18 protein-coding genes are annotated in these 20,632 nt (G+C 67.7%); 8 read left to right on the plus strand and 10 right to left on the minus strand.

Annotation, left to right across the window (positions count from 1 at the left end):
- Positions 1 to 23: 23 nt before the first annotated feature.
- Positions 24 to 269: a DUF3126 family protein gene (locus HLH36_RS02130; RefSeq protein ID WP_182964717.1), complete on the plus strand. Its 246-nt coding sequence runs from the start codon at positions 24 to 26 to the stop codon at positions 267 to 269.
- Positions 270 to 384: 115 nt separating this feature from the next.
- Here HLH36_RS02130 and HLH36_RS02135 read toward each other — a convergent pair whose 3' ends face one another.
- The gene (locus HLH36_RS02135) at positions 385 to 1,002 is read right to left on the minus strand and encodes a DUF2939 domain-containing protein (RefSeq protein ID WP_246376298.1); all 618 of its coding nucleotides are present in this window, start codon (positions 1,000 to 1,002) and stop codon (positions 385 to 387) included.
- A gap of 190 nt (positions 1,003 to 1,192) precedes the next feature.
- On the opposite strand from HLH36_RS02135, the gene HLH36_RS02140 reads away from it, so the two are divergent.
- The 4 genes from HLH36_RS02140 (at position 1,193) to pyk (ending at position 5,085) form a co-directional block, all read left to right on the plus strand.
- Positions 1,193 to 2,026 (plus strand): HesA/MoeB/ThiF family protein, encoded by an 834-nt coding sequence (locus tag HLH36_RS02140; protein ID WP_182984817.1) that lies wholly within the window; start codon positions 1,193 to 1,195, stop codon positions 2,024 to 2,026.
- Positions 2,016 to 2,408 (plus strand): DsrE family protein, encoded by a 393-nt coding sequence (locus tag HLH36_RS02145; protein WP_182984818.1) that lies wholly within the window; start codon positions 2,016 to 2,018, stop codon positions 2,406 to 2,408. Before HLH36_RS02140 ends, HLH36_RS02145 begins: the two co-directional genes overlap by 11 nt.
- A 79-nt stretch (positions 2,409 to 2,487) precedes the next feature.
- The gene (locus tag HLH36_RS02150) at positions 2,488 to 3,558 is read left to right on the plus strand and encodes an SH3 domain-containing protein (protein WP_182984819.1); all 1,071 of its coding nucleotides are present in this window, start codon (positions 2,488 to 2,490) and stop codon (positions 3,556 to 3,558) included.
- An 87-nt stretch (positions 3,559 to 3,645) separates the two neighbouring features.
- The gene (pyk, locus tag HLH36_RS02155) at positions 3,646 to 5,085 is read left to right on the plus strand and encodes a pyruvate kinase (RefSeq protein WP_182984820.1); all 1,440 of its coding nucleotides are present in this window, start codon (positions 3,646 to 3,648) and stop codon (positions 5,083 to 5,085) included.
- A 77-nt stretch (positions 5,086 to 5,162) separates the two neighbouring features.
- Here pyk and HLH36_RS02160 read toward each other — a convergent pair whose 3' ends face one another.
- From HLH36_RS02160 to HLH36_RS02175, 4 genes are all read right to left on the minus strand, one after another.
- Entirely contained in the window at positions 5,163 to 5,843 is a 681-nt protein-coding gene (locus HLH36_RS02160; RefSeq protein WP_182964712.1) for a YoaK family protein, read from the minus strand.
- 406 nt (positions 5,844 to 6,249) lie between these two features.
- Positions 6,250 to 7,764, minus strand: a complete 1,515-nt coding sequence (locus HLH36_RS02165; protein WP_182984821.1) for an efflux transporter outer membrane subunit — start codon at positions 7,762 to 7,764, stop codon at positions 6,250 to 6,252.
- 4 nt (positions 7,765 to 7,768) lie between these two features.
- Positions 7,769 to 10,930: an efflux RND transporter permease subunit gene (locus HLH36_RS02170; protein ID WP_182984822.1), complete on the minus strand. Its 3,162-nt coding sequence runs from the start codon at positions 10,928 to 10,930 to the stop codon at positions 7,769 to 7,771.
- A 6-nt stretch (positions 10,931 to 10,936) separates the two neighbouring features.
- Positions 10,937 to 12,097: an efflux RND transporter periplasmic adaptor subunit gene (locus HLH36_RS02175; RefSeq protein WP_182984823.1), complete on the minus strand. Its 1,161-nt coding sequence runs from the start codon at positions 12,095 to 12,097 to the stop codon at positions 10,937 to 10,939.
- 206 nt (positions 12,098 to 12,303) lie between these two features.
- Between HLH36_RS02175 and HLH36_RS02180 the strand changes: the two genes are divergently transcribed.
- The 3 genes from HLH36_RS02180 to HLH36_RS02190 all read left to right on the plus strand — a co-directional run bounded on the left by HLH36_RS02180 (position 12,304) and on the right by HLH36_RS02190 (position 14,950).
- A complete protein-coding gene (locus HLH36_RS02180) occupies positions 12,304 to 13,017 on the plus strand; it encodes a TetR/AcrR family transcriptional regulator (protein ID WP_246376299.1) in 714 nt (237 codons plus the stop codon).
- Positions 13,018 to 13,291: 274 nt separating this feature from the next.
- Entirely contained in the window at positions 13,292 to 14,704 is a 1,413-nt protein-coding gene (locus HLH36_RS02185) for an MATE family efflux transporter (protein ID WP_182984964.1), read from the plus strand.
- A gap of 42 nt (positions 14,705 to 14,746) precedes the next feature.
- Positions 14,747 to 14,950 (plus strand): hypothetical protein, encoded by a 204-nt coding sequence (locus HLH36_RS02190; RefSeq protein ID WP_182964708.1) that lies wholly within the window; start codon positions 14,747 to 14,749, stop codon positions 14,948 to 14,950.
- Between the two features lie 133 nt (positions 14,951 to 15,083).
- Here HLH36_RS02190 and HLH36_RS02195 read toward each other — a convergent pair whose 3' ends face one another.
- The 5 genes from HLH36_RS02195 to hemN form a co-directional block, all read right to left on the minus strand.
- Positions 15,084 to 16,016 carry an electron transfer flavoprotein subunit alpha/FixB family protein gene (locus HLH36_RS02195; RefSeq protein WP_182984824.1) on the minus strand — a complete coding sequence of 311 codons (933 nt, stop codon included), beginning with the start codon at positions 16,014 to 16,016 and terminating at the stop codon, positions 15,084 to 15,086.
- Positions 16,017 to 16,018: 2 nt separating this feature from the next.
- Positions 16,019 to 16,768: an electron transfer flavoprotein subunit beta/FixA family protein gene (locus HLH36_RS02200; RefSeq protein WP_182984825.1), complete on the minus strand. Its 750-nt coding sequence runs from the start codon at positions 16,766 to 16,768 to the stop codon at positions 16,019 to 16,021.
- An 83-nt stretch (positions 16,769 to 16,851) separates the two neighbouring features.
- Positions 16,852 to 18,489, minus strand: a complete 1,638-nt coding sequence (locus HLH36_RS02205) for an electron transfer flavoprotein-ubiquinone oxidoreductase (RefSeq protein WP_182984826.1) — start codon at positions 18,487 to 18,489, stop codon at positions 16,852 to 16,854.
- 106 nt (positions 18,490 to 18,595) lie between these two features.
- Positions 18,596 to 19,240 (minus strand): 2OG-Fe(II) oxygenase, encoded by a 645-nt coding sequence (locus HLH36_RS02210; RefSeq protein ID WP_182984827.1) that lies wholly within the window; start codon positions 19,238 to 19,240, stop codon positions 18,596 to 18,598.
- Positions 19,241 to 19,256: 16 nt separating this feature from the next.
- Entirely contained in the window at positions 19,257 to 20,630 is a 1,374-nt protein-coding gene (gene hemN / locus HLH36_RS02215) for an oxygen-independent coproporphyrinogen III oxidase (protein WP_182984828.1), read from the minus strand.
- Between the last annotated feature and the right edge of the window lie 2 nt (positions 20,631 to 20,632).

Here is a 20,632-nt window from a genome sequence, read left to right on the forward strand (position 1 = left end):
CCCTTTCCGACAGAGAGCATTCCATGAGCAGCATGTCCGCCTCCGAAATCGCCCGCCTACAGGTATGCCTGCGCCGCCTGCTGGGTTCGCCCGAGCTGACGGTCAACCCGCCGCCGCGCGCCGGTCTTTCGGTCGAGGTCGCCGTGAAGGGCGAGATCATCGGCACCGTTCACCGGGACGAAGATGAGGGCGAGATTTCCTACGCCCTGCACATCACGATCCTGGAAGAAGACCTGCCGGCCGAGACGGCCACCCGCGCGGGCCGCTGAACCGCTCGCCCCTCCTGCCCCGGTCTGCATGACCCGGGCGGAGCGGCAGGGCATGATGGGCGAAAATCCGCCCACCAAAAACGCACCCAGGGAGCCCATGGCGGCAGGCACGCTGTCAGCGCGACAGCAGGGCAACCTGAGCCGGCGTGGCCGAAGCCTCGATCACCGGGCGATCGGACCGGCTGGCCGGCAGCTCGACCTCGGTGATCTTCCACCGCCAGCCCTGGATCCGCATCTGCAGGCGCAGCGGCGTGTCCCGCTCGTGGCCCGGCAACACGGCGCGGGCCTCGAACATGTCGGGGCGCAGGAAGCGGATGCGCACATGATGCAGCATCGCGGCGGGGGAGATGGCGGACACAGGCTGCGCCGCCGGCATGACCTGCCCCATCAGCGTATCGAGGTTGGCGGCATTCACATGCACGTCAACCGCCCGGGACACCGCCGTCGCGGCAAAGGACGAACCGAATTCCGGCAGGTCGTCGTCACTGGCCTGCTGATTGCCGACGATGCCGCCGATGATCTGCGATTTCAGACTGGCCTGGACGGCACGCCAGTTCAGGAACGTGCCGAGCGTGCGGGTGTCATGGCCCTGAATGGCCGCCGAAACGGACCAGAGCGTCACGAAGGGCGAGGCCACGAACAGCGAGAGGGACATGACCAGAGTCACCGCGCAGATGCGGCGCGCCTGCTGCCGCCGAACGGCGACCATGTGACCGGCTGGCATCAGACGCATGAAACGGTTCATCAGAAAAAACGCCCCTGTCTTGCTCCCGCATCATACGATAAACATATCGGCCATGCATGCGTTTCATGCCATATGAAATAAATTGTTATAAAAAGTCAGGCCACGCGCCCCATTCCCACAGCCCATTTCCACAGCCGCATGCAGGGCGCATCAAGAACGCCGAGACAGGGCAGGATGCATGATTCCTGAGTTTTCCGAGACCGAAATCCAGCGTTATGCGCGCCATATCCTGCTGCCCGAAATCGGCGGCACGGGGCAGGCCGCGCTGCGCGCCGCCAGCGTGCTGATCATCGGCGCGGGGGGCCTGGGCTCGCCGCTGGGCCTCTATCTGGCGGCGGCGGGGGTCGGCCGGATCGGCCTGGTCGATGACGATCTGGTGGATCTGTCCAACCTCCAGCGCCAGATCGCCCATACCACCGGCCGGATCGGCCGGCCCAAGGTCGAATCGGCGGCCGAGGCCATGCGGGCGGTCAATCCGCTGGTCCGCGTCGACGCGCATGCGACGCGGCTGGATGCCGGCAATGCCCGGGCACTGGTCGGCAGCTACGACCTGGTCTGCGACGGCAGCGACAATTTCCGCACCCGCTACCTGCTCGCCGATGCCTGCGCGCTGGAACGGCGAACCCTGGTCTCGGCCGCCGTCCTGCGCTTCGAGGGGCAGCTTTCGACCTTCCGCCCGCATCGCGGCGGCCCATGCTATCGCTGCCTTTATCCCGCGCCGCCGCGCGACGGCGCGGTACCGTCCTGCGCCGAGGCCGGGGTCTTCGGCGCAGTGACCGGTGTCATGGGCACCCTGCAGGCCACCGAGGCCCTGAAAGAGATCCTGGATATCGGCGAGAGCCTGGCCGGCCGGCTGATGGTCTGGGACGCGCTGGCGGCGCGCTTTCATACCATCCGCCTGCCCCCCGACCCGGACTGCCCCCTGTGCGGCACGCATCCCACCATCCACGACCTGTCGGCCCATGCGGCAGGCCACGCACCGGGCGGAGCCTGTGCGATCCATGCCGGCTGACGATCCGCGCCAGGGACTGGCGATCCTGCTGCTCGATGGCAGCTATGAACGGGCGCATTATGCCCTGGTCCTGGCCGCCGGCGCGCTGGCCGTGGACAGGCCCGTGCTGCTGTTCGCCGCCGGCCATGGGGTCCATGCCCTGGCGCGGGACTGGCACGGGCTGCGCGATGCCGGCACCGACGACACGGTCCAGGCCAGCGGCGTGGCGGGATTCGACGTGCTGCGCGACGCCGTGCTGGCCCTGGACGGCACGCTGATGGCCTGCGAATCCGGCCTGCGCCTGACCGGTCTGCCAGCCGATGCCCTGCTGCCGCAGGCGGTTGTGGCCGGCGTTCCCGCCTTTCTCGATGCCGCGCGCGGGCGGCAGGTCATCAGCCTGTGACGGGGCGGCCGATTCCGCCATGCCCAAGGGGCCGCAAATCCCCTTGCCGTGCGGCGCGCGCCTTGGCAGGGATGCAGCCATGACGCCCTCTTCCTTCCTCGCCCTCTCCCCCGCGCCGCGCAGCGCCAACGCGCGCGCATGCTCCGGCTGGATGCTCTGCGCGACGCTGCTGGTTCCGCTTGCGCCCCATGCCGCGGCGGCAGCCACGCCGGAGTCGTCCAAGACGGCACACCATCATCATCGCCACGCCGCCGCCAAGGCCACGGCCGCCGGCACCGCGCACCACAAGCGGCATCATCCGGCAGCATCCTCCGGCGTGGCCACGGCGCACCATCATGGCCATGCGGCCGCCGCGCACGCGCCCGCCCATGCCGGTCCCGCCTCCCGTCACCACGCGGCGATCGCACCCCATGCGACACATGCCCGCCATGCGGCGGTCGTGGCGGCACCCGTCGCGGCAGGGGTGGGGGCAGCGGCAGCCTCCACCGGCGGGGCGGCTGTCGCCATTCCCCCGCCCGCGACGCCCGCCGAGCCACCGGCCCCGGCCGACAAGGGCGCGATCACCGGCCTGCCGCTGCCCCGCTTCGCGGCGCTGCGCGCGGACGAGGTGAACATGCGCTCCGGCCCCGGGCAGCGTTACCCGATCGAATGGGTCTATCACCGCCGGGACCTGCCGGTGAAAATCGAGCGTGAGTTCGACGTCTGGCGCCTGGTCGAGGATTCCGACGGCCAGAAGGGCTGGGTGCACCAGGCGACGCTGGTGGGCACGCGCAGCTTCGTCATCCCCGGCCTGCCGCCGGTCGATCCGGCCCAGGCGACGCCTCCGGCTCCATCCGCCGGCGCGCCCGCCACGCCGCCCGCCGCCCAGCAGGCAACCAATCCGCCGTCCGGCCATTTCGATAGCCGGGAGGTCGGACGCCTGGCGGACCCAGGCGCGGCCGCGTCCATCCCCGGAGCGGTCATGCTGCGCTCGGCCCCGGATGCCGGTTCGGCCCTTGTCGCGGTACTGAAGCCCGGCACGGTCGGCATCCTTCGTACCTGCGCGGCCGGCACCAGCTGGTGCCGCGTCAGCGTACAACATTATTCGGGCTGGCTGGACCGCAATGCGGTCTGGGGCCTGCTGCCGCAGGAGACCATTCAACCGTCCTGAAAACCGCGCGGACCGAAGACGACCGCACCCGCCGGGGCAGAACGGAGCAAACTGGTCGCGGACAGAATCCAGAAGGAGAAAACGCCCATGCCCTCCGCCATCGCCTTGCACCCCCGCCGCACCAAGATCGTATCGACACTGGGGCCGGCCTCGTCCACCCGCGACATCATCCGCGCGCTGGCCGAGGCCGGGGCCGACGTGTTCCGCCTGAATTTCTCGCACGGCACGCATGCCGACCATGCCGCCCGCTACGAGATCATCCGCGCGGTCGAGGCCGAGCTGGGCCGGCCGATCGGCGTCCTGGCCGATGTCCAGGGCCCCAAGCTGCGCGTGGGCACGTTCGAGCAGGGCAAGGTCACGTTGCGGACGGGGGCGTTCTTCCGCCTGGACCTGGACGATGCGCCGGGCACCGAACAGCGGGTCCGCCTGCCGCACCCCGAGATCATCCACGCCGCGACCGTGGGCAGCAACCTGCTGCTGGATGACGGCAAGCTGCGCCTGGTGGTGCGCGAGGTGGGCGTGGACCATCTGGACACCATCGTCGCCGTCGGCGGCGTGCTGTCCGACCGCAAGGGCGTGAACGTGCCCGACATCGTGCTGCCGATCCCGGCCCTGACCGAGAAGGACCGCAGCGACCTGGATTTCGCCCTGGAGCTCGGCGTCGATTATATCGGCCTGTCCTTCGTCCAGCGCCCCGAGGATGTGCAGGAGGCCCGCGCCATCGCCGGGGGCCGCGCCTGGATCATGACCAAGATCGAAAAGCCGCAGGCGATGGACAATCTGGACCAGATCGTCCGCCTATCCGACGCGGTGATGGTCGCCCGCGGCGACCTGGGTGTCGAACTGCCGCCCGAGGCGGTGCCGCTGGCGCAGAAGCACATCATCCGCCTGTGCCGACAGTTGGGCAAGCCGGTGGTGGTCGCGACCCAGATGCTGGAAAGCATGATCAGCACCCCCACCCCCACCCGCGCCGAGGCGTCGGACGTGGCGACCGCCGTGTTCGACGGCGCCGATGCCGTGATGCTGTCGGCCGAAACGGCAGCCGGACAGTTTCCGCTGGAAGCGGTCGGCATCATGAGCCGCATCGTCAGCCGGGTCGAGGAAGACGCGGTCTGGCAGTCGCTGATGCAGGCCAGTTGCCCGGCGCCGGAAGGCTTCGTCGCCGACGCCATCGCCGCCGCATCGGGCCAGATCGCCACCACGGTGGATGCGCGCGCGATCGTCGCCTTTACCCTGGCGGGGGCGACCGCCCTGCGCATCTCGCGCGAGCGGCCCTCCTGCCCGATCATCGGCCTGACACCGAACGACGAGATCGCCCGCCGCCTGTGCGTCGTGTGGGGCGTCACCGCCCAGTCGGTCGGGCAGGAAACGCCGGTACGCACGGTCGAAAACGTGGTGGACCAGGCGATCGAGGCCGCCGTCGCCAGCGGCCTGGCCCGCTCGGGCGACCGGATCGTGATCGCGGCGGGCCTGCCCTTCGGCGTGGCGGGCAGCACCAATACGCTGCGCGTTGCCAAGGTGCCGTAAGCGTCCAAGGGGCTCCGCCCCTTGACCCCGGCAAAGGCCGCCGGCCCTTGCCGGGTTCCAGGGCAGCGCCCTGGAGTTCAGGACGGGCCGAGTGTTTCCAGCCGTTCCAGCAGCGGATGGTCGCCCACATACAGCAGACACCCGGCGCTGCCGATCAGCAGCCCCACCAGACCGATCGAGACCGGCACCGACACGCTGGACATCAGCGCGCCCAGCACCGCACCGCCGAACAGGGCGAAAATCGCCACCACCCGCCGCCAGGCTCCTTTCGCCGGGCCGCCGGCCAGCCGACTGTCATGCATCAGCCCATGCAGCAGCATGGTGGCGGCCGGCAATGTCAGGTCCGTGACCTGGGCGTGACGGGTGGCCGAGGTCTGCAACCCCATGGCAACGGCCAGCACGACCAGCGTGGCATAGTACCGCCAGGCCGCGTCCTGCCACCAGACCAGGGCCGCCACCAGCACCAGCGCGCCCACCGCCATCAGCAGGTCCGCCACCGTGCGCCGGCGCGAATGAGAGCGCCGGACCAGGCGGCCACCCATCGCCGCCCCGGCCAGATAGGCGGTAATCGCCACCACGCCCGGCCCGGCAATGGATTCCCCCGATGTCAGATGCACCGCGATCAGGATGACGGTCGCGGTCATGTAGCCGGTGAAGACCTTCAGATGGGTCAGCGAAATGGCATCCAATGCCCCCATGGCGACGGTGACCATGATGACGACAATAACCAGCCTTGGGTCGGGGGAAATCGGTTTCAATCCAGGCCTGTCCTCAGAAACGAGGCACCGCGCATATCGCAGGCAGGCCAATAAAAAAAGGTGCATCGTGAAAGATGCACCTTTTTTAAGGTCAGTCCGAGGGTTCGATCCCCCTTTTTTAAGTCCCGCGATCGTATCGCCGCAGGTTTCTTGTTTTCAGGAGTGGGCCATTCCGGTCTTCTCACTCTGATGAAGCTTTCATGACGGGTTTTTTTCTACCGGTCAAACGAAATATGCAAATAAATGCCGTTTGATGATTTTGTTGCAGCGCACAATACATTGCAACGCACAATAAACGATCACGTTCCATTCACTGTTATTTCATGCCGGTGCTGAATTTTCGTGCAGATACAAAAAAGGCGGGCCCCGAAGGACCCGCCCTGCAGACTGACCCTTACCGGGCCCTTCAGCCTTTCTGCGTCGCCGCCGCGGCGACCTGCCCCGGCGGCACGCTCCGTTCCGTCCATCCGCCGCCCAGGGCGCGATAGACCGTGATCAGATTCTGGTAGCGCGCCTCATGTACCGAAATCCGGCTCTGCTGCGCGCCATACAGCGTACGCTGCGCGTCCAGCGTATTCAGGTACGAATCCACGCCGGCATCGAAGCGCATCCGCGCCAGCCGGTAGGCATCGGCCGAGGAGTCCACCAGCGCATCGAGCTGGCGCGCCTGGTCCAGATAGGTCGCCCGCGCGGCCAGCGCATCCGAAACCTCGTGGAAAGCGGTCTGGATCGCCTTTTCATACGCAGCCATGCGCTGGTTGCGCAGGGCCTTGGAAGCCTGGAGCGTGCCCTCGTTCTGGCCCCAGGTCAGCAGCGGGATCTGGATCTGGGGATTGACCCCGAACGTGGTGGCGCCCTGGGTGAACAGGTTGCGGAACTGCAGGCTGGACACGCCGTCCGATGCCGTCAGGGTCAGGCGCGGGAAGAAGGCGGCCCGCGCCGCGCCGATATCGTCATTGGCCGACAGCAACGCGAATTCGGCGGACTGGATATCCGGCCGCCGGTCCAGCAGGTCGGAGGGCAGTCCGGCCGGCAGGTCGGCCAGGACCGTCTGCTTCCCGAACGGCGCGGGAGCCGGCAGGTTGGCGGGCAGCGGCGCCCCCACCAGCAGCGCCAGTTGGTTCTCGTCCTGCGCCACCTGGCGCTGGTACTGGGCGTGGTTGGCCGCCGCCTGTTCCACCTGGGTCTCGACCTGACGCAGAGTGAGCTGGTTGGCCTCACCGTGATCGAAGCCGGCCTGGGTCAGGCGCAGCGTCTCCTTCTGCGACGCCAGCGTCTGGTCGGTCACCTTCAGTTGCTCGGTATCGGCCAGCCACGCCACATAGGTCGTCGCCACCTGCGAGATGACGCTGATCAGCAGGCTGCGCTCGCTGGCCGCCTGGCTGAGAACCTGGTCCGCCGCCTCGCGCGACAGGCTGCGAATGCGGCCGAACAGGTCGATCTCGTATGACGAGAAGCCGATGCCCGCCTGGTAGAATTTGAAGACGCGGCCATCGCCATAGGCCGCGCCGCTCCTGCCGGCACCGAGGCCCGGCGCGAAGCTGAAGCCCGCATGGCTCGACGGCGCCTGGTAGACCGCCTGCCCGGTCGATCCGATCTGCGGAAACAGCGAGGCATGCTGCACCCGGTACTGGCCCTGAGCCTGCACCACGGCATAGGCCGCCGAACGCAGGTCGCGATTGTCCCGCACCGCCAGCGCGATCAGCGCCTGCAACCGCTTGTCGACGAAGAATTCGCGCCAGCCCAGGTCCGAAGCCGCCGTGCCGATCTGCCCAGGGGCGCCGGCGTGATAGGCCGGCCCCTGCGGCCAGGTCGATGCGACCGGCAGGGCCGGCCGCTTGTAGTCGGGGATCATCGTGCATCCCGACAGCGCCGCCAGGACCATCAGCCCGGCGCGGCGCGGAGAAAGAAACCCGTTCATGAACTCAGCTCTCCTGACCGGACGGCCCGGCGGGACGGGATAGATCGGCATGCGGGTCCACGCGGTCCTTCACCCGGCGGACCCGGAACAGCCGCAGCACCAGCACGAAGAACAGCGGCACGAAATAGATGGCCAGCAGGGTGGCCGACAGCATGCCGCCCGCCACGGCGGTGCCGATCGCCACCCGCGCGCCCGACCCGGCCCCGGTCGCGATCGCCAGCGGAAACACGCCGCAGACGAAGGCGATCGAGGTCATCAGGATCGGCCGCAGGCGCTCGCGCCCCGCCTTGACCACCGAGTCCAGCAGGCTGTCGCCGGATTCGAAGAAGGCCTTGGCGAATTCCACGATCAGGATCGCGTTCTTCACCGCCAGCCCCACCGTGGTCAGCAGCCCCACCTGGAAATAGACGTCGTTGGCCAGGCCCCGCCACAGCGTGGCCGTCAGCGCCCCCAGCACGCCCAGCGGAATGACCAGCATCACCGCGAAAGGCACCGCCCAGCTTTCATACAGCGCGGCCAGGCAGAGCAGGATCACCGTCCCGGCCAGCGCGTAGAGCGGGCCGGTCGAGCCGCCGGATGCCATCTGTTCGAACGACAGGCCGGTCCATTCATAGCCGATTCCGGGCGGCAGCTTGGCCAGCGCCTCCTGGATCGCCACCATCGCGGTGCCGGTGCTGTAGCCCGCCGAGGGCTGGCCCAGGATTTCGTATGCGTTCAGCCCATTATAATCCTCGACCTTCTGCGGGCCCACGACCCAGTGGCCGGAGGCAATGGCATTGAAGGGCACCAGCCCGTTGGCCACGTTGCGCAGGTACCATTTATCCAGATCCTGCGGCAGCATGCGCGCGTCGGGCTCGCCCTGGATATAGACCTGCTTCACACGGTCATCGCGCATGAACTGGTTGACGTAGATCGAGCCCAGCGCGCCTTCGACCATGGTGTTGATCTCGGCATTCGTAACACCCAGCGCATTCGCCTTCTCGCGGTCGATATCCAGCTTGTATTGCGGGGCGTCCTCCAGCCCGTTGGGGCGCACCGCCATCAGGCGCGGGTCCTTCGCCGCCGCCATCAGGATCTGGTTGCGCGCGGCCAGCAGCTTCTCATGCCCCACATGGCCGCGATCCTCCAGTTCCAGGTCGAAACCGGTCGCATTGCCCAGTTCCAGCACCGCGGGCGGATTGATGGCGAAGATCTGGGCCTCGGGATCGCCCCAGAAATGCATCATCACCCGCATCGCGATGGCCGAAGACGAGCGCGCGGCGCCGGGGCGCAGATCCCAATCCTTCAGCCGGATGAAGAAGGCACCGGCATTCTGGCCCTGCCCGGCAAAGTTGAACCCGTTCATCGCGAAGACCGACACCACATTGTCGCTTTCGCTTTTCAGGATGTAGTCGGTGATCTTGTGATTGACGGCCGCCGTCTGCTCCTTGGTCGCGCCGGGCGGCATCGTCACCTGGCCGAAGATCAGGCCCTGGTCCTCGTCCGGCAGGAAGCCCTGGGGCAGGCGGGCGAACAGGAAGACCACCAGGCCGGTCAGCAGCACATACAGCACCAGCGACACCGCGCTGCGCCCCAGCATCCAGCGCACGCCGGACTGATAGCCCGTGTTGATGCGGGCGAAGGTGCGGTTGAACCAGCCCGCCGGGCCGCGCGTCTTCTCATGCGTGCCGGGCTTGAGCATCGTGGCGCACAGGGCGGGCGTCATAATCATCGCCACCAGCACCGACAGCCACATCGCGGCGACGATGGTGATGGAGAACTGGCGATAGATCACGCCGGTCGAGCCGCCGAAGGCCGCCATCGGCAGGAACACCGCCGTCAGCACCAGCACGATGCCGACCAGCGCGCCGGAAATCTCGTCCATCGAGACGCGCGCGGCTTCCTTCGGCGAGAGTTTCTTTTCCGACATCACGCGCTCGACGTTTTCGACCACCACGATGGCGTCGTCGACCAGCAGGCCCACCGCCAGCACCATGGCCAGCATGGTCAGCGTGTTGATCGAGAACCCGAGCGCCGCGAGAATACCGAACGTGCCGAGCAGCACGACCGGCACGGCAATCGTCGGGATCAGGGTCGCGCGGAAATTCTGCAGGAAGATCAGCATCACCACGAAGACGAGAGCGATCGCTTCCGCCAGGGTGATGACGACTTCCTTGATCGACAGGACGATGAAGGGCTCGGTATCCAGCGGATAGACGATCTTCAGTCCCGGCGGAAAGAATTTCTCGAGCTGCGCCATTTCGGCGCGGACGGCGGCTTCGGTCGTCAGCTGGTTCGCGCCCGGGGCCAGCTTCAGCGCCATGCCGACGGTCGGCTTGTTGTTGTAGAACGAACTGATGTTGTAGGTCTGCGGCCCCAGCTCGACCCGTGCGACATCGCGGATACGCACCTGCGAGCCGCCCTGGGCCACACGCAGCAGAATGTTGCCGAATTCCTCGGGCGAGGTCAGGCGCGTCGGGCCGATGATGGTGGCATCCATCCGCGCGCCCGGGCTGGCCGGCAGGCCGCCGATTTCACCCGAGGAGATCTGGATGTTCTGCTCCTGCAGCGCCGTCTGCACGTCGCTGATCGTCATTCCGTATTTGAACAGCTTGCCCGGGTCCAGCCAGATGCGCATGGCATATTCGGAGCCGAACAGCGTGTGGTCGCCCACGCCCGAAACGCGGCTGATCGGGTCGGACACGTTCGACGCCACATAATCGGCGATATCGAAGCCCGACATGCTGCCGTCGGTGGAAATGAAGGCCAGCACCAGCATGAAGTTCCTGACCGCCTTGGTCACGGTCAGGCCCTGGGCCGTGACTTCGGTGGGCAGGCGCGGCTGGGCCAGCTGCAGCTTGTTCTGCACCTGGACCTGCGCGATGTCGGGATTGGTCCCCTGCTCGAACGTCAGGTCGATTTCCATCTGTCCGCTGGCATAGGACTGCGCCGAGACATATTCCAGATGGTCCAGCCCGTACATCTGCTGCAGGATCGGCCGCACCACGGTGTTGTTCACCGTCTCGGCCGAGGCCCCCGGATAGGTCACGCTGATCGCGATCTGCGGCGGCGCGATGGAAGGATACTGGGCGATCGGCAGGCGGAAGATCGAGACCGCCCCCACCAGCATGATCACCAGCCCGATGACCCATGCGAAGACGGGCCGGTCAATGAAAAAGCGCGACATGGGTTCTTATCCCGCCTTGCCCTGCGGGGCGGGCTGGGCCGCCTCGGTGGGGGAGACGGTGTCTCCGGGGTGGATCTTCTGCAGGCCGCTGACCACGACCCGCTCGCCCGGCTTCAGCCCGGCGGTGACGATCCAGTCGCTTCCTGCCGCCGGCCCGGTCGTGATGCCGCGAATGGCGACCTTGTTGTCCGCGCTCACGACCATGACCGTCGGGTCGCCGTGCGAATTGCGCGTCACCGCATCCTGCGGCACGCGCAGCGCCGCGGGATCGACACCTTCTTCCAGCCTTGCATGCACATACATGCCGGGCAGCAGCATATGCGCCGCATTCGGCATCACCGCACGGACCACCACGGTGGCCGTCGTCTCGTCCACATTCACTTCCGAGAATTCCAGCCGGCCCGGCTGCTCGTAGGTGCTGCCATCCTCCAGCGTCAGGGTGACGGTGGCGGCGTCCTGCCCCGCGCGCTGCAACCGCCCCTGCTCCAACTCACGCCGCAGTTCCAGCAGCCTTGTCGCCGGCAAGTTCACATCCACATAGATCGGGTCGAGCCGGGTGACGATCGACAGGTTGCTGCTCTGCCCGACCGTGGCCAGCGCACCGACCGTCATCAGCGACCGGCCGATCCGGCCGGAAATCGGCGACAGCACGCGGGTATAGTTCAGGTTGACCGTCGCACTTTCCACATTCGCACGGGCCTGCGCGATGTCGGCATCGGCCTCGCGCGCGGCGGCCAGGGCATCGTCATAATCCTGCCGGCTGACGGCATGGGCACGCACCAGCGGGCCATACCGGTCCAGCTTCGCCTGGGCGGTCACCTTTGCGGCCTGCGCGTGCAGAAGCTGCGCCTTGGCCGCGTCATAGGTCGCCTGATAGGCCGACGGGTCAATCTGGTAGAGCTGCTGGCCCACCGTGACGTCGGAGCCTTCGACGAACAGGCGCTTCTGGATCACCCCGTTCACCTGCGGACGGACCTGGGCGATCTCGATCGCCTCGGTCCGGCCCGGCAGGTCCGTGGTGACGCTGAACGGCGCCGCGCGCAGGGTCAGGACACCGACCTGCTGCGGAGGTGGGGCGGGAGGCGCTGCCTGGCGCTTGCATCCGGCCAGCGCCAGAGACGCGCAGGCGGCAAGAAGGACGGCGCGATGGGGACGGGGGTACGTCATTGCGTGATTGAGCCCTGCGGAAACATAGGTCGCCGGCCCTGGCCGAGAAACGGCAACGCAACGCCTGCGGCCTCGCGAAACCGTCCCATGCAGTGCCGGCATATGGAAACCGAATGGTTTTCTTGATCGGAAACTATTTCGTTTCTAAACTTCGGTCAATGCTCGCCCAGCCAGGGCCCCCCTCGAGACAGGAAGGAATTGCCGGAATGCCCGCTATCGGGGCGACGATGTCGGATCTTGTGCTTCCCCGCCCCCGCGAGCCCGAGGAACTGTGCCCGGAGAAGCGATGCGCGGGCCGCCCCCCCGTGCTGGAAGGTGGCGAACGGCGGGAACTGATCCTGAACGCGGCCTGCCAGGTTCTGGACAATCACGGCTATCATAATGCGTCGATGGACAAGCTGGCCCAGTTGTCGGGCATGTCCAAGAAGACGATCTACCAGATGTTTGCATCCAAGGAGGACCTGTTCCGCACCCTGATCAGCGAGCGGCTGTTCGACATCAAGCATCTGTCGGTCCATTGCCCGGCCGGCATCACGCCCGAAGCCGAGCTGGTCCATATCCTGATGGCGATCGCGATGCAGGTGCTGGCGCCCGAGCGGATGTGCCTGGTCCGTGCCATCGTCGGCGAGATCCGGGATTCCGCCGAGATCCGCCGCATCATGCAGAGCATCGAACTGTGCGGAAACTGCAACCAGATCGAAAAGTGGCTGGAGCGGCAGCAGCAGGCCGGAACCTGGCCCATCGACGATGTCGAGGATCTGGGAATCGGCCTGTTCAACATGACGGTGGGCAAGCTGATCCTCGGGGAACTGTTCCATTCCCGCGACCTGGTGACCCCGGACGAGATCGAGGCCAATATCCGCCGCTGGGTCCGCATCTTCCTGACCGGCCTGAAGGCCATCGAACCGGCCCATCCCTGACCGCCGCCTTTCCGCCACCATCGTCGGCCATCGTTCTTCGGCCATAGTCATGTGCCTGAGTCATGTGCCTGCAACGGGCCACCGTCCGCGCGGCACATGCACGATCGGGCTTTCGCGCGGCAGGAAAGAGGCTATCATCCGGACAATGATTCCAGGACCCTCAGGCAGGGCCGCGCGCGGCACCGGCGGCGCGGCCGGACGCGCAGCCGGGCCGGGCAAGGACGCGGCCCCCGTGAGGCCCTGCCGTCCCGCCCGTTTCTGCTCTGGCGACATCATGCGCCATGTGGTGGTCATGGCCGGTACCGGGGCAATCGGGCTGATGGCCGTGTTCGCCGTCGACCTGCTGAACCTGTTCTATATTTCGCGGCTGAACGATCCGGCACTCACGGCGGCGATCGGCTTTACCGGCGCGGTCGGCTATGTCCAGATCGCGGTCTCGATCGGCATGTCGATCGGACTGGGCGCGGTCACGGCCCGCCAGATCGGCGCCGGGCGGCACAACCGGGCGCGACGCATCGCCTCGTCCTTCCTGCTGGTCATGACGATCGTCATGGCCACCCTGGGGCTGGCAACGGCCTTCTTCTCAACGCCGATCCTGCATCTGTTCGGCGCAACGGGGCGGGTGGCGGAACAGGCCGGCCAGTATATCCGCATTGTCTCACCCGCCTTGTGGCTTGTCGCAACAGGCATGGGCTGCTCCAGCCTGCTGCGCGCGGTGGGTGACGCCAAACAATCGATGAACGTCACCCTGATCGGCGCGCTGGCCTCGGCCATGCTCGACCCGCTGCTGATCTTCTGGCTGCATCTGGGGCTGGAAGGGGCCGCCATCAGCACCATCCTGTCCCGTGGGCTGGTCGCCGTTCTGGGCTATCTGGCCGTGCGGCAGCACGACCTGCTGACCATGCCCTCCACGCGCTATGTCCTGCACGACGCCAAACTGGTCGGCGGCGTGGCAATGCCGGCGATCCTGACCAACCTGGCCACCCCGATCGGCGGCCTGTTCGTCACCCACGCCATGGCCAGTTTCGGCCTGGCGGCGGTGGCCGGGCAGGCGACGATCGACCGGATCGTGCCCGTCGCCTTCGCCTTCGTCTTCGCGCTGACCGGATCGGTGGGGCCGATCATGTCGCAGAACCAGGGCGCGGGCCATCTGGACCGCGTACGCCAGACGCTGGTCGCGTCGCTCAAGCTGGTGGCGATCTGTGTCGCCCTGACATGGGCGATCCTGCTGCCGGCGCAGGATCTGGTGGTGCGCGCCTTCGCCGCCCAGGGCGCGACCGCGGACCTGATCCGCCTGTTCTGCACCTGGACCGTCGGCGGCTATCTGTTCATCGGCATGCTGTTCGTCGCCAACACGGCGTTCAACAATCTGGGCTTCCCGCTCTATTCGACCCTGTTCAACTGGGGGCGGGCGACGCTGGGCACCATTCCGTTCGTCTGGATCGGCATGCGCTTCGGCCCCTGCGGGGTGCAGGTGGGGCAGGTGCTGGGCAGCGTCGTCTTCGGCGCCTGGGCCGTACTCACGGCCTTCTCGGTCGTACGCAACCTCAAGCCCGGACGGGTGGCGCTCGGCCTGGCCGCCGAACTGCCGGGACGGACCGCCAAGAGCGCGATGGCCGAGCTGAACGAACTGGACGAGGAAGAACAGATCGCCGACGACATGACCGACCAGTCGGCACGGGCATGACCCTTCGCACCGGCGAGGGGACAGAGGGAAAGGACCGAAGCGATGTCCAGACTGACCGAGGAAGAACGGAACGCCCTGCCGGACGAGGCCTTCGCCCTGCCCGGACGGCGCTACCCGATCCATGACGCGGCCCATGCGCGCGACGCGCTGACCAGGGCAAGCGCCATGCTCCACGAAGGCTATCTGAGCCCGACCGAGTACGAGACGGTCGTGCGCCGGGCGCGCGCGGTACTGGGCGAAGACTGAAGGCGTCGCCCCGACAGGCCGCGATAAATGAGCGGCCCGTTCGCCTCCGCAATCGACAGGATGGATTGCAGGGACAAACAGGCCGCTGGAAAAAAAATCAGGCTCGAAGGCGCCGGGCGAGACCCGGAGGCAATCAGCCCGCCTTGTCCAACGCGGCTTCGACCTGCGGCAGGATATCGAACAGGTCGCCGACCAATCCGTAATCGGCCACCTGGAAGATCGGGGCCTCGGGGTCCTTGTTGATCGCGACGATGATCTTGCTGTCCTTCATGCCGGCCAGGTGCTGGATCGCGCCGGAAATGCCGACGGCGATATACAGTTCCGGCGCCACGATCTTACCGGTCTGCCCGACCTGGTAATCGTTGGGCACGAAGCCGGCATCGACAGCGGCGCGCGAAGCACCGATGGCCGCCCCCAGCCGGTCGGCCAGCGGGTTCAGCAGCTTGAAGTTTTCCTCGTTCTGCATGCCGCGACCGCCCGAGACGATGACCCGCGCCGATTCCAGCTCGGGGCGTTCGGACTGCGACAGCGCGATCGAGACGAATGCCGACAGCGCCGGTCCGTCCGGCACCGTCACCTGCTCGATCGGGGCCGCGCCACCCTCGGCCGGGGCCGGATCGAAGGACGAGGCACGCACCGTCAGCACCTTCTTCGCATCCGACGATCTCACCGTCGCCAGCGCGCTGCCGGCATAGATCGGGCGCACGAAATTGTCGGCATCGACGATCGACACCACGTCGGGGATCGGCTGCACATCCAGCAGGGCGGCGGCACGCGGCAGCACGTTCTTCCCGCTGGCGCCGGAGGCCGCGACGATGTGGGTGTAGGCGGGGGCGAGGTCGGCGATCACCGCCGCCAGCGGCTCGGCCAGTTCATGGGCGGCCGCCGCACCGGCCGCGCGCAGCACCTTGGCCACGCCGTCGATCCGCGCCGCCGCCTCGGCCACCGAAGCGTCGCCCGTCACCAGCGCATGCACTTCGCCCAGCGCGCGTGCGGCGGTCACGGCCGAACGCGACGCCTGGCGGATGATTCCGGACTCATGATCCAGGAAAACGAGTACGGCCATGATCAGATCACCTTCGCTTCGTTGCGCAGACGCGCCACCAGATCGGCGGCGGATTCGACCGTGATGCCCTGCTGGCGCGCCGGCGGCTCGGCGACCGAGACGATGGTCAGGCGCGGCGTCACATCCACGCCCAGATCGGCGGGCGCGATCGTCTCCAGCGGCTTCTTGCGCGCCTTCATGATGTTGGGCAGCGAGGCATAGCGCGGCTCGTTCAGGCGCAGGTCGGCCGTCACGATGGCCGGCAGCGTCAGGGTCAGCGTCTCCAGCCCGCCATCGATCTCACGCGTCACGGTCGCCTTGCCGTCCGCGATCTCGATCCTGCTGGCAAACGTGCCCTGAGCCCAGCCCAGCAGCCCGGCCAGCATCTGGCCGGTGGCATTCATGTCGTCGTCGATCGCCTGCTTGCCCAGCAGCACCAGGTCCGGGCTTTCCTTGGCCACCAGCGCCCTGAGGATCTTGGCGACGCCCAGCGGTTCCACCGCCACATCGGTCAGGACCAGGATGGCGCGATCCGCGCCCATCGCCATCGCGGTGCGCAGCGTGTCCTGCGCCTGCTGCACGCCGACCGACACCGCCACCACTTCGGTCGCGATGCCCTTTTCCTTCAGACGCACGGCTTCCTCGACCGCGATCTCGTCGAACGGATTCATCGACATCTTCACACCGGCGGTCTCGACACCCGTGCCGTCCGCCTTCACGCGCGGCTTGATGTTGAAATCGATCACGCGCTTTACGGGAACAAGAACCTTCATGGACCTCTTCGCCTGTCTGTCAGCGGGAATGTGGAGCACTCACCCCAGGGAGGGCGCCCCCAATAGCCCATTTCGCCGGAAAATCACATCCCGCCCGGATAGTTGGGTCCGCCGGCGCCCTCGGGCGTCGCCCAGTCGATGTTCTGCGCCGGGTCCTTGATGTCGCATGTCTTGCAATGCACGCAGTTCTGGGCGTTGATCTGCAGGCGCGGCGCGGTCTCGGCATCCGCCACTTCATAGACCCCGGCCGGGCAGTAGCGGCTCTCGGGGGCGCGGAACACATCCCAGTTCACCGTCTTCCACAGCGCGTCGCTGCGCAGCTTCAGGTGAACGGGCTGGTCTTCCTCGTGATTGGTCGCGGACAGGAAGACCGAGGACAGCCTGTCGAACGTGATCTTGCCGTCCGGCTTGGGATAGGCGACCGGCGGCGACATGCTGGCCGATTCCAGGACCTCGTTATCCGCATGGCGGTGATGCAGGGTCCACGGCGCCCGGCCCCGCAGCAGCATGGCGTCGATGCCCGAATAGAGGGCGCCACCCTTCATGCCGAAGCGCGAGAAGGCGGGGCGGACATTGCGGACCGCGCGCAGTTCCTCCCACAGCCAGGATTTGCGCACGCGGGCGGTATAGGATGTCGGTTCGGCCCGGCCGCCCTCCATCGCCTCGGCCACCGCCTCGGCCGCCAGCATGCCGGACTTCATCGCGGTATGGGTGCCCTTGATCTTGGGCACGTTGAGGAAGCCGGCCGTATCGCCGATCAGCGCGCCACCGGGGAAGGTCAGGCGCGGGATCGACTGGATGCCGCCTTCCGACAGCGCCCGCGCGCCATAGGCGATGCGGCGCCCGCCCTCGAACGTGCTGCGGAAGGACGGGTGCAGCTTCAGGCGCTGCATCTCGTCGAACGGCGACAGCCAGGTGTTGGGATAGTCCAGCCCGACCACGAAGCCGTACGAGACCAGGTTCTCGCCGAAATGATACATCCAGGCGCCGCCATAGGTCCGGTTGTCCAGCGGCCAGCCGAAACTGTGCTGCACCAGGCCGGGACGATGCTGTTCGGCCGGGACCTCCCACAATTCCTTGATGCCCAGCCCGTAGGTCTGCGGGTCCACGCCCTTGCGCAGATTGTACATCGCCATCAGCCGCTTGGTCAGCGAGCCCCGGCACCCTTCGGCGAACAGGGTATATTTCGCGCGCAGCTCCATGCCCGGCGCGTAGTTCGGGCCGGGCTCGCCATCGCGGCCGATACCCATGTCACCCGTCACCACCCCCACGACGCGCCCGTCCTCGACCAGCACGTCGGCCCCGGCGAAGCCGGGATAGATCTCCACCCCCATCTCCTCGGCCCGCGCGGCCATCCAGCGGCAGACATCGCCCAGGCTGACGATGTAATTGCCGTGGTTGCGCATGTGCGGCATCACCCGGTCCAGCATCGGCACGGCATAACCCCGGCTTTCGGTCAGGAAGAGCATCGCCTCTTCCGTCACCGGCGTATTCAGCGGGGCGCCGGTTTCGCGCCAGTCGGGCAGCAATTCGTCCAGCGCGCGCGGTTCGATCACCGCGCCGGAGAGGATATGGGCCCCGATCTCGCTGCCCTTCTCGATCAGGCACACCGTGGCCTGCGGCAGGATCTGCCGCAGGCGGATCGCCGCCGCCAGACCGGACGGGCCGCCACCGACAATGACAATATCGAATTCCATCGTCTCGCGCGCGTGTTCGGTCATTGCCTTTCTCGCCTCGTCCTGCTGCGCCATGAACGCCACGGCCTGGGTGGAAGATTTATGCCTTCCTAGAACCGAACGGGGCCGGAACGCAAAACCGGCGGAGCGGTCAGTCCCCGGGGCCGAACGCCAGCTCTCCGGTCGCGCGCCATTCGGACGAAACGAAATTGACGATCAGCGACCGGCGCAGGCCCAGGATCGGCCGGCGCACGAACCCGTGCCAGCTCTCCTCGCCGGGCACGAACATCAGGCCGGAATTGAACGCGCCGCTGGCCCGCGCGACCGGCCTGCCATCCGCCGTCATCAGGTCCGTCCCCCAGTCCGCCGCCCCCGGGCCGGTGGAGAGCGAGACCAGCAGGGTCAGCTTCTTGGCCCCGATATCGGTATGCGGCTCCAGCCAGAATCCGTCCGTGTCCAGGCACAGTTCCAGCCGCAGCGCGGTACCGGCCAGCCGGGCGCCGCAGCACGCGGCAATGGCGTCCCGGGCCTCCGCCGCGTCGAACATGCGGGCCAGCAGGTCCAGCCCCGGATCGCGGCGCGCCCGGGGCGTGACGAAGACGCGCCGGCCATTGCGGGCATCGCGCCGGCCGCCGGTATCGCCGCCATGGGCGTCCGCCCCCGGGTCCCAGGCCAGCAGCGCGGCACGGGCCGATGGCGGCAGGACGTCGTCCAGCAGCCAGTGCGCAAACGGCCACGTCCGGGCCTGCGCCCCCCGTACCGACACGGACGCCTGATTGGGCACGGCACCGCTCATGTCCGCCCCGGCGGGCCTACAGCGCGCCGGCATGGCGCCTGACGCCGGCGGGCGCATGATGCCCATCGAACATCGCCGCGATATTGCGCAGGAAGGGGCGCCCCTCCTCGGTCACGCGGATCAGGGAACCGTCCAGCACCACCAGCCCGTCCGCCTCGGCCTGGCGCAGCGCCGGCCGTGCGCTGTCATACCAGGAGGCCGGGGCGCCATGGCGCAGGCCCATGGCCACCGGGTCCACCCGCAGGTCGCACATCAGCCGTTCGATCACCGCGCCCCGCAGCCGGTCGTCATCGCTCCGGCACACGCCGCGCACCGCCGGCAGGCTGTCGGGCGAGGCCTCCATCGCCCGCGCGTAAAATGCCTGCGCCGGCACGTTCTGCGTCATGCCCTGGGGAAAGCTGGAGATCGCCGAGGCGCCGACACCGACCAGCACCGGCGCGGGATCGACCGTATAGCCCTGGAAATTGCGGCGCAGCGTCCCGGTTTCGGCGGCATGGCACAGCGCGTCACCCGGCAAGGCGTAATGGTCCAGCCCGATGGCGCGATACCCGGCACTCCGCAGGGCCGCATCGATGCGCGCCCGCTGGGCCAGCCGCTCGGCCGGCGGCGGCAGCGCGCCTTCGGACAGCAGGGCCTGGCGCTTCTGCTTCCACGGCACATGGGCATAGCCGAATACCGCCAGCCGGTCCGGCCGCAGCATGTCGGCGACCGTCAGCGCGGTGTCGCCCGCCCCTTCGACCGTCTGGTAGGGCAGGCCATAGATCAGGTCGACATTGATCGAGCCGATTCCCGCCGCGCGCATCCGTCGCACGCAATCCTCGGTCTGTTCCAGGCTCTGTATCCGGCCGCTGGCCGCCTGCACGGCCGGATCGAGATCCTGGACCCCGAGGCTGGCCCGGTTGAATCCCAGCGCCCCCAGCAGCGGCGGATAGTCGGCCGGCAGGAAACGGGGATCGAGTTCGATCGCGATTTCGGCGTCCGCCTCCACGGCGAACAGGCGACGGATCGTTTCCATCACCGCGCGCATGCTCTCGGGCGGCAGGGTCGTCGGCGTACCGCCGCCCCACTGCACATGCCGGACCGGACGACCGGGGCCGAGCCGCGCCGCCACCCGTTGCAATTCGTCGATCAGCAGGTCGGCATAGCCGGCCCGAAGGCCGGCATCGCGTACCACCGAGGTATTGCACCCGCAGAACAGGCACAGCACGTCGCAGAACGGGACATGCAGGTAAAGCGAGACCGGCGTGCCCGCCGGAACCGCGCGAAGCCATGCATCGGCTTCGGCGGCACCGACCGTGGCGTCGAACTGCGCAGCGGTCGGGTAGCTGGTATAGCGCGGCAGATTGCCCCCATACCGAACCAGAACGTCGGGAGGAGGCAATCCGTCCATCA

The organism is Gluconacetobacter aggeris, from assembly GCF_014174395.1.
Classification (GTDB): Bacteria; Pseudomonadota; Alphaproteobacteria; order Acetobacterales; family Acetobacteraceae; genus Gluconacetobacter; species Gluconacetobacter aggeris.

Excerpts from the sequence above, each read along its gene's own strand:
- HLH36_RS02185 (WP_182984964.1), top strand. The coding sequence starts at position 13,292 with ATGCGCCATGTGGTGGTCATGGCCGGTACCGGGGCAATCGGGCTGATG.
- HLH36_RS02150 (WP_182984819.1), top strand. The coding sequence starts at position 2,488 with ATGACGCCCTCTTCCTTCCTCGCCCTCTCCCCCGCGCCGCGCAGCGCC.
- hemN (WP_182984828.1), bottom strand. The coding sequence starts at position 20,630 with ATGGACGGATTGCCTCCTCCCGACGTTCTGGTTCGGTATGGGGGCAAT.
- HLH36_RS02190 (WP_182964708.1), top strand. The coding sequence starts at position 14,747 with ATGTCCAGACTGACCGAGGAAGAACGGAACGCCCTGCCGGACGAGGCC.
- HLH36_RS02205 (WP_182984826.1), bottom strand. The coding sequence starts at position 18,489 with ATGACCGAACACGCGCGCGAGACGATGGAATTCGATATTGTCATTGTC.
- HLH36_RS02165 (WP_182984821.1), bottom strand. The coding sequence starts at position 7,764 with ATGAACGGGTTTCTTTCTCCGCGCCGCGCCGGGCTGATGGTCCTGGCG.
- HLH36_RS02140 (WP_182984817.1), top strand. The coding sequence starts at position 1,193 with ATGATTCCTGAGTTTTCCGAGACCGAAATCCAGCGTTATGCGCGCCAT.
- HLH36_RS02135 (WP_246376298.1), bottom strand. The coding sequence starts at position 1,002 with ATGCGTCTGATGCCAGCCGGTCACATGGTCGCCGTTCGGCGGCAGCAG.
- HLH36_RS02210 (WP_182984827.1), bottom strand. The coding sequence starts at position 19,240 with ATGAGCGGTGCCGTGCCCAATCAGGCGTCCGTGTCGGTACGGGGGGCG.
- HLH36_RS02145 (WP_182984818.1), top strand. The coding sequence starts at position 2,016 with ATGCCGGCTGACGATCCGCGCCAGGGACTGGCGATCCTGCTGCTCGAT.
- pyk (WP_182984820.1), top strand. The coding sequence starts at position 3,646 with ATGCCCTCCGCCATCGCCTTGCACCCCCGCCGCACCAAGATCGTATCG.
- HLH36_RS02175 (WP_182984823.1), bottom strand. The coding sequence starts at position 12,097 with ATGACGTACCCCCGTCCCCATCGCGCCGTCCTTCTTGCCGCCTGCGCG.
- HLH36_RS02170 (WP_182984822.1), bottom strand. The coding sequence starts at position 10,930 with ATGTCGCGCTTTTTCATTGACCGGCCCGTCTTCGCATGGGTCATCGGG.
- HLH36_RS02180 (WP_246376299.1), top strand. The coding sequence starts at position 12,304 with ATGCCCGCTATCGGGGCGACGATGTCGGATCTTGTGCTTCCCCGCCCC.
- HLH36_RS02130 (WP_182964717.1), top strand. The coding sequence starts at position 24 with ATGAGCAGCATGTCCGCCTCCGAAATCGCCCGCCTACAGGTATGCCTG.
- HLH36_RS02195 (WP_182984824.1), bottom strand. The coding sequence starts at position 16,016 with ATGGCCGTACTCGTTTTCCTGGATCATGAGTCCGGAATCATCCGCCAG.
- HLH36_RS02200 (WP_182984825.1), bottom strand. The coding sequence starts at position 16,768 with ATGAAGGTTCTTGTTCCCGTAAAGCGCGTGATCGATTTCAACATCAAG.